The organism is Flavonifractor sp. DFI.6.63, from assembly GCF_024462255.1.
GTDB lineage: Bacteria > Bacillota > Clostridia > Oscillospirales > Oscillospiraceae > Lawsonibacter_A > Lawsonibacter_A hominis.
The window spans coordinates 1-11472 of sequence record NZ_JANGBE010000054.1 but is presented as its reverse complement, the minus strand read 5'-3'; the positions used below and the strand labels follow the sequence as shown (position 1 = coordinate 11472).

Annotated in this window: 10 protein-coding genes and 1 riboswitch; of the genes, 3 read left to right on the top strand and 7 right to left on the bottom strand. The window is 64.3% G+C overall.

Going from position 1 to position 11472, the window contains the following annotated elements:
- Positions 1-293: 293 nt before the first annotated feature.
- Positions 294-1472 (bottom strand): ABC transporter substrate-binding protein, encoded by a 1179-nt coding sequence (locus NE547_RS17410; protein WP_186907719.1) that lies wholly within the window; start codon positions 1470-1472, stop codon positions 294-296.
- A 152-nt stretch (positions 1473-1624) separates the two neighbouring features.
- Positions 1625-1833: riboswitch (cobalamin riboswitch) on the bottom strand.
- Positions 1834-1974: 141 nt separating this feature from the next.
- Between NE547_RS17410 and thpR the strand changes: the two genes are divergently transcribed.
- Positions 1975-2505, top strand: coding sequence for an RNA 2',3'-cyclic phosphodiesterase (thpR, locus tag NE547_RS17405; protein ID WP_186907720.1), 531 nt, complete (start codon positions 1975-1977; stop codon positions 2503-2505).
- Between the two features lie 282 nt (positions 2506-2787).
- Here the strand turns inward: thpR and sleB are convergent, their stop codons facing one another.
- Positions 2788-3453, bottom strand: a complete 666-nt coding sequence (sleB, locus tag NE547_RS17400) for a spore cortex-lytic enzyme (RefSeq protein ID WP_186907721.1) — start codon at positions 3451-3453, stop codon at positions 2788-2790.
- Positions 3454-3589: 136 nt separating this feature from the next.
- On the opposite strand from sleB, the gene NE547_RS17395 reads away from it, so the two are divergent.
- Positions 3590-3859 (top strand): translation initiation factor 2, encoded by a 270-nt coding sequence (locus NE547_RS17395; RefSeq protein WP_256176565.1) that lies wholly within the window; start codon positions 3590-3592, stop codon positions 3857-3859.
- Positions 3860-3973: 114 nt separating this feature from the next.
- On the opposite strand, the gene NE547_RS17390 is transcribed toward NE547_RS17395, so the two are convergent.
- The 5 genes from NE547_RS17390 to NE547_RS17370 all read right to left on the bottom strand — a co-directional run bounded on the left by NE547_RS17390 (position 3974) and on the right by NE547_RS17370 (position 10292).
- Positions 3974-5845: an S-layer homology domain-containing protein gene (locus NE547_RS17390; RefSeq protein ID WP_256176564.1), complete on the bottom strand. Its 1872-nt coding sequence runs from the start codon at positions 5843-5845 to the stop codon at positions 3974-3976.
- Between the two features lie 174 nt (positions 5846-6019).
- Entirely contained in the window at positions 6020-7240 is a 1221-nt protein-coding gene (locus tag NE547_RS17385; protein WP_186907724.1) for an ABC transporter permease, read from the bottom strand.
- A complete protein-coding gene (locus tag NE547_RS17380) occupies positions 7237-7998 on the bottom strand; it encodes an ABC transporter ATP-binding protein (protein WP_287878106.1) in 762 nt (253 codons plus the stop codon). Before NE547_RS17380 ends, NE547_RS17385 begins: the two co-directional genes overlap by 4 nt.
- Positions 7999-8000: 2 nt before the next feature.
- Entirely contained in the window at positions 8001-9647 is a 1647-nt protein-coding gene (locus NE547_RS17375) for an efflux RND transporter periplasmic adaptor subunit (protein WP_186907725.1), read from the bottom strand.
- Positions 9648-9665: 18 nt separating this feature from the next.
- Positions 9666-10292, bottom strand: a complete 627-nt coding sequence (locus NE547_RS17370; RefSeq protein WP_256176563.1) for a TetR/AcrR family transcriptional regulator — start codon at positions 10290-10292, stop codon at positions 9666-9668.
- 311 nt (positions 10293-10603) lie between these two features.
- On the opposite strand from NE547_RS17370, the gene NE547_RS17365 reads away from it, so the two are divergent.
- Complete coding sequence (locus NE547_RS17365; RefSeq protein WP_256176562.1) at positions 10604-11326, top strand: M23 family metallopeptidase; 723 nt, start codon at positions 10604-10606, stop codon at positions 11324-11326.
- Positions 11327-11472 lie beyond the last annotated feature (146 nt).

Below are 11472 nucleotides of genomic sequence, written 5' to 3'. Positions count from 1 at the left end.
CGCCCCCCCCCCCCCGCGGCGCGGCGAACAAGCCCGCCGCGCCGCTCAAACATGCCGGCACTTTTCAAGGACCTGCAGCCCCCCCGCTGACGCCTGGGTCCGCCTGGGTCCCCCAGGGCCGCCCGCGTCCTTCTCCGTAAAGGGGACGCGGCGTCCGCAAGGCCGCAAAGCCGCCGACGGCTGCCCCGTGCGGGCGCAGACGCATGTTTCACGGCCGCGGGGGCGAGGCTATACGCGGCCTTCCCCCCCGCCAACGGCAGGGCGGGTTCTCCCACCTGCCGCTGGCGTGGCCCTCAGGACAGCTTGATCAGATGGTCGGTGGTCACATCGCCGTCGGCGCTGGCGAGAATGGCGTTCATATCCGACAGGATGGAGGCGATGGCGGCGGTAGACTGGGTAAAGTCCGGCGAGGTGATCCAGACATTGCCGTCCTGCACCGCTTTGAAGTCGGCAAACAGGGGGTTATAGTCGATCATTTCCTGGATGGAGGCAAAGGAGCGGGCAAAGTTCACATAGAACAGGTAATCCGCGTCCTTGTTGCCGGCGTACCACTCTTCAAAGGTCATATTGGTATTGCCGCTCTTCTCCGGCTCCATATCGGCCAGGATGTACGTGCCGCCGGCCATGCCGATCAGCTGGGCCATATAGTCGCCGCCGTTGCGGGCATAGCACTTGTCGGTGGAGGTGATGTAGCCCATGGCCACGGTCTTGCCGTACGCCTGCGCGGCGGTGGCGTCCTCCACAAGGGCCTTCTGCGCCTCAAAATAGGCTTCGGCCTGCTCCTCCATGCCGAAGAGTACGCCAAACAGCTTTACCCACTCCACACGGCCCAGGGGATGGGCCTCCTTGGAGGAATTCTCCACGATGGAGGGGATGCCCAGCTCGTCAAATTTCTCCAGCACCTCTGGATTGTTGTCGATCATGGTGGTATCCACGTGCAGCTGAATGTCGTTGGCGGTCATCTGCTCATAATCCGGTTCCTTATAGTGGCCGGAGAAGGCGATGCTGCCCTCGTTCATCTTCGCCACCACATCTTCGATGTACCAGTCCTCCACGTCGTTGGCCACCAGCTTCACGTGGTCCAGCCCGCCCATGGCGGCCACCAGTGAGGTCATGCCGGTGCTGGCCAGATAGACCCGGTCGATGGGCTGCTGCAGAACCACCACGCCCGCCTCCAGCTCCTCGGGGACGCTCATGCCCTCGGGCACCACCAGATAGGTGTTCCCGGTGGTGCCGGCAGTGAACATGCGGTAGCCGCCCTTATAGCGGTCGACGGCAAAATTCCGGGCATACTCCAGTTCCATGGGGCCGTCCAACACCAGCTTGCCGTCGTAATCCTCCTGGGGCGCGGCGGTCTCCGGCACAGCCGTCTCCGGGGCGGCGGTCCCGGACGCGGCGGGGTTCGTGTTCCCGCAAGCCGCCAGGCAAAGCAGCAGGGCCAAGGACAGGATGCTCATTCCGATTCGTTTCATAGTTTCCTCCTCATGTTATGGATCGCTCCAGTCTATAAAATCCCCCCTTGTTCCAGCGGACGCACCCCTCCCGTGGACGCAGAAAGCCGCGGCAGCGCTGAACGCTGCCGCGGCCGGTTTTCCGCAACAAAAAGTCCCCTATGCCATAACGCGTGGCAGGGACGTCCTCAAGCAGGTCTTCTGACTTACGCTTAGGGAGAGCTGCCTCTCCTGCGTCCGTGCTCTGCCTTCCCGGTTTCCCAGTGGCTGATCTTCATCAACGAGCAGCGGCCTCAGCGCTTACAGCGGCGGTACCGTCCGGGATTCTCACCCGGTTGTCTATCATTCCTCTAGGAGGGACACTTGAGGGAAATTTTATTAAGGCCATTCTACTGATTCCGCTCCGGTTTGTCAACAGGATTTTAGCACGCGGCCCGGCCCTTGCGGGCCAAGCCCGCCTCTGCTATACTCAGGCTGTTCCCTGCGGGAAGCGGGACCTTACGGAAAAGAGGAGGCGTCTTATATGCGTCTGTTTGTGGCGGCGGCGCTGCCGGAGTCCTGGAAGGACGCTCTGGACAGGGCGGCCCGGGCCCTGGCGGACCAGGGCGTACGCGGGAATTTTACCCGGCGGGAAAATTATCATCTCACCCTGGTCTTTCTGGGAGAGACCGACCGTCTGGACGACGTGATTGCCGCCATGGATACGGTGGACGCACCGCCCTTCCCGCTGCGCACCTGCGGCGTGGGAAGGTTCCGCCGTTCCAGCGGGGATATCCTATGGGTGGGCGTACAGGCCGCGCCCGGCCTCACTGAGGCCCAGTGGCAGCTCTCCCATGCGCTGGCGGGGGCTGGCTTCCCGCTGGAGGAGCGCGCCTACCGGCCCCATCTGACCCTTGCCCGGCGCGCGATCCTTCCCCGCTCCATGGACGAGGGCCGCTTGTCCGGCCTGCTGACGCCCCTGGAGCTGACCCTGGACCGGCTGACCCTGATGTGCTCGGAGCGCCGCTCCGGCCTGCTGCGGTATACGCCTATTTACGAAAAGCGGCTGTTTTAAGGCGTCACCGCACAATTCCCCACGCACGTCTTGGCGGCCAATTTGCCCCACAAATGCGTTGCAAAACCTTGTAATACGCAAAGTATTCCTGCGGTTTTGCGCCTTTTTGCGGCACAAATTTTCGCGCCGATCCGCACGCGCTGAATCATGCGGTAATGCCTTGACCCGAAAACGGCTTGCCCCGCAGCCGGACTCCCGCACGGCCGGGCCGGTCCGCGCCCGTTCAGCCAAACACGAACGCGCGGGGACGCACGGCGCACAGCGCGACGGAGCTCCCCGCCCTCAGGAGCAAAAGCGGTGGTTCCCGATGACTTTGATGAGGGGACGGCTCCAGATCCAGGCGCTGGTGGCCGTGCTGGGGTTAAAGTAGTAGATCGCTCCGCCGCTGGGGTCGGCGCCGTTGAGTGCCTCCCGGGCGGCGCGGACGGCGGAATCGGCCACCGGCTGGTCGATTTGCCCGTCCACCATGCAGGTAAAGGCTCCCGGCTGGTAGACCACCCCCGCGACGGTGTTGGGAAAGGAGGGGTGCTCCACCCGATTCAGAATCACCGCGCCCACCGCCACCTGCCCGCTGTAGGGCTCTCCCCGGGCCTCGGCGGAGATGACCCGGGCCAGCAGGTCCAGGCTTGCGGACTGGCTGCCGGAGGTTCCGGCGCTGGGCATGCCCAGTGCCTTCCGGGTGGCCGCACCTACGATGCCGTCCGCACTCAAGCCGTTGGAGCGCTGAAAGTATTTTACCGCCTCGGCGGTCTGGCTGCCGTAGATGCCGTCCACCGAGCCGTCGTAGTAGCCCCAATTTTTCAGTTTGGTCTGGATGGTGCGCACCTCGCTTCCGGTGGAGCCCACCCGGTATGTGGCCGCCTGGGCGCTCTGGGCCTGGGAGATGATGATACTGTTCACCGCGAACAAAAGGGCCAGCGCAAGAGCCAGCCGTTTCTTTTCCGCCATAGGTCCGCCTCCTTCCAATACGGTTTTAGTCTACGGAAAATTTCCGTCCCTTATGAGCGGAAATCCTTTCCACGCACGGAATAGCGGCGGCAAAAAAGGGCGATACTGGAAGGTATCAGGAAAGGATGTGGCGGCTGTGGTCAAAGGCGTGTCCCGACAGGTGATCGTGGTAAAATCCCCCGACCCGCGCCTGTTTGAACAGGCGATCTTTATCGTGAAGGAAGACGCCTTCGGGCAAGGCGTCTCGGCTGAGCAGGTGCTCCAGGAGGCCCGGCGGGTGGCCGACGGATATCTGCGCCGCAACGTGCGTCTGGGCCGCCCCCGGCCCCGCGTGCCCGCCCCCGCCTGGGTGGCCGCCGGCGCGTTGCTCGCCACCATCGGCTGGAGCGTGGGCCTGCTGCTGTAAAAAACACCGGCGCACGAAAAACACGTGCGCCGGTGTCGCTTTGCCGAAAAAGCCCCGCAGCGTTCGCGCCCGCAGGGGCGAGGGGTACCCGGGGGATGCGCGCTGGCGCATTCCTCAGTCGGCGATGATCACGCGGATGCGTCCGCCCTCGTTTTCCGGCTTGTCGTACCAGGCGGTCAGGTCGTAATCACCCGCCTGGACGCGGGCGAGGCTGGAGAGCTGATACTCGGCGCTCCCGGTCCTGACGTAATAGACCGCTGTCTCGGAGAGCGTATATTGCTTGCCGTCCGTGCCCAGCACGGCGCCGCCGTCCACAGTCTCCACGTCCACCGGCGTCAGGTTATACAGCCGCTCCACACTCTGGGGCCCCTTCATCTTGGCCTGGCAGGGCCCCACCTTCAGGTTGAACACGGTGGTCTCGGAGGAGAACGCCTGGGGCATGCCGCCCACGTCATAGACGTAGTTGGACGCCGTATTCAGGCCCATGGACACCTCTGTGACCGAGGTGATGACCCCATACTGGTGCAGGTCCCCGGTGGCGTCCTTCAGGATCAAATGACTGATCTCTCCCTGGGCGTTGAGGACATAGAAGCGCACGGTGCTGCCGGTGAGGCTGCTTCCCGCCAGACGGTCGGGATAGACCCGGATGGGCGTGCAGTTCTCATAGGTATCAAGGATCTCCACGTCGTCGGCAAATTCATAGGAACCCAGGCGCTTGCCGTCGTTGGACACCTTCCCGGTCAGCTTGACGGCCGTAAGGCGTTTGAGCGCAAAGCCGTCCTGGACGGCGTTTACCCGCACCAGATCCCCCACCTTCAGATCGTTTCGGTCAAAGGGATAGCGGTAGGCGGTCCCGTCGGTGGCGCAGACGGTGGCGGTCCGGGCGGTATAGGCGCCGCCCGCCCCGTCGTCATAGGCGGCGTCGGCGATGGCGGTGACCACGCCGTAGAGCAGCGTGCCCTCCGGCGCCCCGCCGGACACGGCGGCGACCCCGCCGTCACGGCCCAGCAGCAGGGTGATGGTATCCCCCACCCGGTACTCCCCCAGGTCAGACAGGGCAAAGGCGGCGGAAGCGGTCTCGATGGCGTAGCTCTTCCCCGCCACCGTCACCGCCGTGGGGGCCGACGCGGAGGGCGAGGCCGCCTGATAGGTGCCGGTGACCTGATTGGTATAGGCCCAGACGGTGCGCATGGATTTGGACCAGTACACCACGTCCTGATCCCGGATGGCGGACAGGGCGGACAGGCTCCCGGAGCGGTAGACCCTGGCGCCGCTCACGTCGAAGGGCACCTGGCTCTGCCAGCCGCTCCCGGCCACCACGGGGCCCTCCATGGCGGAGTTGACAAGGGCCACCCGGTCCAGCGTACCGGTCTGGCTCACCAGGTTCCGGGCGGGCTCCAGCACGTTCAGGTGGTACACGCCGCTGGTGTTCTTGGTGATCATAAGGTTATAGAACAGGTACAGGGCATCCCGGCGCGTCATGGCGTCGTTTGCGGCGCAGCTTACCCCCTCGTTCAGCTTCAGGGCCTTGTACTGGGCCATCTGGCCGGAAGGCCATACGCCGGTGAAGGCGCTGTCCGGATAGCCCAGCAGGCGCAGCACGATGGTCACGCCCTCGGCCAGGGTAATGGTCTGGGTGGGGTTGAAGTAGCCCCTCAGGTCTCCCTGCACCAGTCCCAGGTCCACCGCCGCCTTGATCCAGGGGGCGGCCCAGTAGGTTTGGGGCACGTCCGGATACGGTTTGACCGGGACCGTATCGCCCACTGCGTCGCGGCTGGTGGAGGCGGCCACCGCCATTTTGGTAAATTCCGCCCGTGTGACGGCGCGCCCCAGCTCCAGGTTCCCGTCGGAATCGCCCACCATGATATCCAGGGCGGCCAGGACCTGAGCGGCTTCATCCTCCGCCGGCGCCGCCGCCAGGGCGGCGGGGGCCAGCCCCAGGACCAACACTGCGGCCAAAAGGCCGGATAGCAGTCGTTTCTTCATCTTCGTTTTCTCCTTCTCGTGGAAAGTCGGAACGCAGGCCGGCGCGGGTGCCGGCCCCCATCCTGTTTATCATATACCCCCCGGCCCCCGGTGGCAAGAGGCACGCGCCTGCCGGGACGGCGCATCCCGCGCGGCAGGGCGCTCCTGCACCCGCAGGGGGCCGGATCTACCGGCTCAGTCATACCGCAGCGCGTCGATGGGGTTGAGTTTTGCGGCCTTGTTGGCGGGCAGGTAACCGAAGAGGATGCCCACGCCCACCGATACGCAGAAGGCCACCAGGATGCCGCCGAGCGTCGGTATGGCCACAAATCCGTCGGTCCCGGTGCCCAGCACCGCGCCCACCACCGCCGTCATCACATTCGCCAGAAGGATGCCCAGCGCGATACCGATGACGCCGCCGATCGCGGAGGTGGTGCCCGCCTCGATGATAAACTGGCTGCGGATATCCCTGCGTTTGCCGCCCAGGGATTTGCGGATGCCGATCTCGCGGGTGCGCTCGGTGACGGACACCAGCATGATGTTCATGATGCCGATGCCGCCCACCAGCAGGGAGATGGCGGCGATGATGATGAGGATGACCATGAGGGTGTCCAGCATGGAGTTCATGGCGTCCATCATCTCCGCCGAGCTCATGACAAAGTAGTAGTCGCTGCTCTGGTAGGTCTGGTAAAGCCGCTTTTCGATCACGCCCTTGGCGGCCGGGGCGGCGTCCTTATCCGCGGAGGTGAACAGGTACAGGTTCGCGTCGGACAGTCCGCTGAGGTGCAGGGCGTTTCCGTAGGGGATAAAGATCACATCGTCGCCGCTGCCCTCGGTGGAGTCGGCCTTCTCCTCCAGCACGCCCACCACCGTGTAGGGCACGCCGCCGATGGTCATACTCTTTCCTAGGGACGTGCCGTTGAACATCTCCTGATCCAGATAGGAGCCCACGACGCATACGTTCTGGTAGCGGCTGACGTCGATGTACCGCAAAAAACGGCCCCGCTCCAGCTTTTCGCCCCCCATGCTCTTGCCGGAGGCATAGTCGTAATACGCCTCGCTGACGCCGTAGATGGTGGTGCGCGCATAGTTGTCGCGGCCCTGGCGCACGGCGGCGCGGGTGCTCACGTAGGGGCTTACATCGCTGAGATACTGCGGGTAGCGGTCCACCAGGGCATACATATCGTCGGGCTCCACCGAGCGTGAGCCGCCCCGTCCGTAGACCTGCACCTGGATCAGATTGACCCCCATCTTCTCAAACTGGTCGTTCATGTACTGCTCCATCCCGTTGCCCAGGGAGACGATGACGATGACGGCGGCCACGCCGATGATGATACCCAGCATGGTCAGCAGGGCCCGCATCTTGCTGGTCAGCAGGGATTTGACCGCCAGACGGAAGGATTGCGCAAAGCTCATACGCCCAGCACCTCCCGCGCTCCGGCGTCTGCCGGGGCATCGTCCTCGCCGGGCTGGACCACGGCCTGCGGATCGTGGGCATCCCCATCGTAGATGATCCTGCCGTCCTGAAGGCGGACGATGCGCTTTGCTCTCACGGCAATGGAATTGTCGTGGGTGATGAGGACCACTGTGTCCCCCTCCGCGTTGAGCTTCTGGAGGAAATTGAGCACGTCCCGCCCGGTGCGGGAGTCCAGCGCGCCGGTGGGCTCGTCGGCCAGGATCACCGACGGATTGCCCGCCAGGGCCCGGGCGATGGAGACCCGCTGCTGCTGGCCGCCGGAGAGCTGGGCGGGCAGGTTTTTGCATTTATCCCCCAGGCCCACCCGCTCCAGGGCGGACCTGGCCCGCTCCTTCCGTTCCGAGGCGGGCAATCCCGCGTAGAGCAGGGGCAGCTCCACATTTTCCAGCACGTTGAGCTTGGGGATCAGGTTATACTGCTGGAAGATAAAGCCCAGCATCCGGTTGCGGATCTCGGCCTGCTGGTCGTCATCCATGGTGGACACGTCCACGCCCCCCAGGTGATAGGTGCCGCTGGTGGGTACGTCCAGACAGCCGATGATGTTCATGGCGGTGGATTTTCCGGAGCCCGACTGGCCCACGATGGCCACGAACTCCCCCCGGTCCACCGTCAGGGTCACGCCGTCCAGCGCGTGGACGGCGGTGTCGCCCATCTGGTAGATCTTATAGACATCCCTGAGTTCGATCAGATGCTGCATGGTCACATCCCCATCCCCATCATGGCGGCCATGGCGTTGGAGGCCTGGTTCTCGCTGAGCACCACGTCCCCCTCCTCCAGACCGGAGAGGACCTCGATATACTCCTCGTCGTTGCGGCCCAGGGTCACCTGGCGCTCCTCGATGGCGGTCGGATCGACTACGCTGCCGTTCTCGTCCAGACAGCCCGGACCGGCCACCAGCACCGTGTCGCCCCGGCCCACCATATCCACCGGGATGCACAAAACCTGCCCGGCCTGCTCCACCACGATCTTGGCGGAGACGTTCATGCCCGGATAGAGTTCGGCCGGCGAGCCGTCCACCTTGACGGTGACGGGATAGGTGGTGTAGCCGCCTACCGTGGTGCCGTTGATATTGACCTTATCCACCACCCCGGTGAAGCTCTTCCCGTCCAGTGCGTCCGCCGTGATCTCCACCCGCTGGCCCGTCCGGATCTTGTTGATGTCCAGCTCGTCTACGCTCACGTCGAAGGTCAGCTCGGACAGGTCGTAGATGACCGCCATATAGGTGTAGCCCGCGGTGGCGGCGGTGCTGCCGCCCACGTTGTCCCCCGCGTCCACGTTCTTTTCGATGACCGTGCCGGTGATGGTGGAGGTGATCGAGTAGTCCTCCAGCTTATCCCGGGCATTCTGGAGGGAGAGCCGGGCATTCTCCACCTGGATCCGGGCGCTTTCGATCTGGGTATCCATATCGGTCTGGGAGAGTACCGCCACGACCTGCCCGTCGGTCACCCGGTCCCCCTCACGGATGGAGAGGGCGTCCACGTCGCCGCTGGCCTTGGCCACGATCTGCTTGGAAGCTGCGTATGTAAAGGCGCCCCCCGATGCACAGGCCGCGCCGCTGATGGCGGCGGTTCCGCGGCTGGCGTCGCTGAGCGCGCCCGGATTCTGAACCAGCAGCGTCACCTGCCGCACCAGGGCGCCGCCGGGGCCCACCTCGTCGGTGGCGGCGATGGAATCCACGGTGCCCGTCAGCGTCTGGGCGGTGCCGTCCACCGTGACAACGGCGCTTTGCCCCTCATAAAACCCCGCCGCGTCGGCGGACTGGAAGGGGACGGTCAGCTTCATCCGCTCCCGGTCCAGCAGGTCTGCGATGGGAGCCCCCGCCATGACGGCGTCTCCCTGTTCCACATACAGCTTGGTGATCACGCCGTCGGCTTCGGCGCTTACCGCGCAATCCTCCCGGTTGTCCGCCTGCCGCTTGAGCAGATCGTCCAGGTTGAGTTGGGCCGAGCGCAGGTTGAGCTCCAGCTGCTGGATATTGTTCTCCACATCCTTTGCGTCGATGCGGAAGAGGAGATCGCCCTTGTTGACCGTCTGCCCCTCCTCAAAGGGGGCCTCCAGCACCTCGCCGCTGATCAGCGTGGTCACCTTGTAGGACTGATTGGGCTGGATGGTGCCGGTTCCGGAGACGGCCACCGTCATCTCGCGTACCTGGGCGGTGTCGGACAGATAGGCTCCCGCCACTGCCTGGGTGCCCGCGCTCATCAGCCGCAGCAGCAAAACGGCGAGGATCGCCGCGACGACCAGTACCGCCACCAGGCGCCTGACCCATCTGCGTTTCTTTTTCGGCGGCTTGAACTGGGCCGGTGCGTTCTGCTGCGTCTGCGTTTTGACTTGGGTTGCTTCCATATTCGCTTACTCCTTACTTCAAATAGCTTCTGCCGCGCTTCCGGCAGGCGGGGCGGCCTGCTTTTCCGCGCCCCTGCGGAGTATGTCCATCCGGCGGACCAGTCCGGCCCGGGCCGCCTCCGGCCCGCCGGGTCCGGCCGAGCGCATCAGGGCGCCTCCGGTGAGGAAAAAGAGCTGGTGGAGGATGGCTTCCAGGTCGCCCGCCTCCCGCAGGTCCAGCCGCGCGAGGTCCATCCGCTCCCGCAGGCCCTCCGGCAGGCCCCCCCGGCATTCGCCCGGGAACAGGCCGGGGCGCATATCGCCGTTGCGCCGGAGGATGTTCAGCAGATCCCGGTATTCCGCCCGGCGGTCCTGTACGTAATCGAACAGGTCCAGAAACGCGGCGAATACCGCTCCGTTCCGTTCTTCCAGCAGGCGCTCCATCTGGCGGATGAGCTGCGTGCCGAAGTCCTCCATCAGATAGCGGAACAGTTCCTCTTTGTCTGCGAAATACATGTAAAAGCTGCCCCGGGGAATCCCCGCCCCATGGATGATCCGGTTGACCGAGGCCTGGGCAAAGGGGGCCCGGACAAATTCGGCCCGCGCCGCCGCCAGGAGTTTTTCCCGCTTGGCCGGCGGCAGATTGAAAAATGTGGCGCTGGGCACCGTGCGTCCCTCCCCGCTGTACCGTGATATGACAATCTGTCATGTATCTTAGCCCGCCCTTCCCGCTCTGTCAATGCCGCGGCTGCAAAATTCGCAATTCGTTCACAATCGGTGCGCCGGAGCGTCCGGTTTGTCTCAGGATAACAGAAAACCTTCTGCGCTTCCTGAAGAATCCATTAAAGTTTCTTAAAAACGTACCGGATTTTACTCCCTCCCCCCACTGGAAGGTCAAGTGTTTTTTCAAAATTTTTGGTTTTCATGTATAACCGCCCGCAGGCATGTCCAAAATAGGCTTGGAGGTGCTGAAACGCATGAAAAAACCATTTATGGAACGCTTCGGCGACTTTATGGCGGGGAAGGGCTTCTACATAGTCCTGTTCCTGTGCGTCGCCGCAATTGGAATCTCGGGCTATTATCTCTTTTCTTCCCTCTCCCCCGACAAGGATCCCGGCACAGCCGTGGCCGGACCGGCTCAGGTCACTGTGACCCCCACTCCGGCATCCGCGTCCCCGGCGGTGCGCGTCACGCCCACGCCGGCGCCTCAGGCTCAGACGGCCGTCCGGACGACGCCCGCCCCCAGTCCCACGCCCGCGGCCACGCCCGCAGCGACCCCCCAGCCCGCCGCCCCCACGGTCTTTGCCTGGCCGGTGAAGGGCACGCTGATCTCCGAGTACAGTGTGGAGGCGTTGGCTTATGACGCCACCATGGGCGACTGGCGCACCCACAGCGGCATCGACATTTCCGCAGAGCTGGGCGCTCAGGTGGTATCCGCCGCCGCAGGCACCGTCATCGACGTGGTGCAGGACGACTTTATGGGCACCACCGTCTATCTGGACCACGGCAGCGGGCTGACCAGCTGCTACGCCAATCTGGCCGCCGTGCCCACCGTTGAGATCGGCGACACCGTGCGGGCCGGAGACGTGCTGGGCTCCGTGGGGAAAACCGCCATCGCCGAAAGCGCCCTGCCCGCTCATCTGCACTTTGAGATGGCGCAGGACGGCTCTCCCGTCGACCCGACAGACTACCTGCCCTGAGAACAGGCACATTCCACAGCAAGTCAAAACCTCCGGCAAAGCCGGAGGCTTGAGTAAGCCCTAGAAGGGCATGATACGGACGAAGCCCCTTAAGGGGCCCCGAAAGGTTTGCCGACCGCATTTCTTTCACGGGCTGCCCCTTAAGG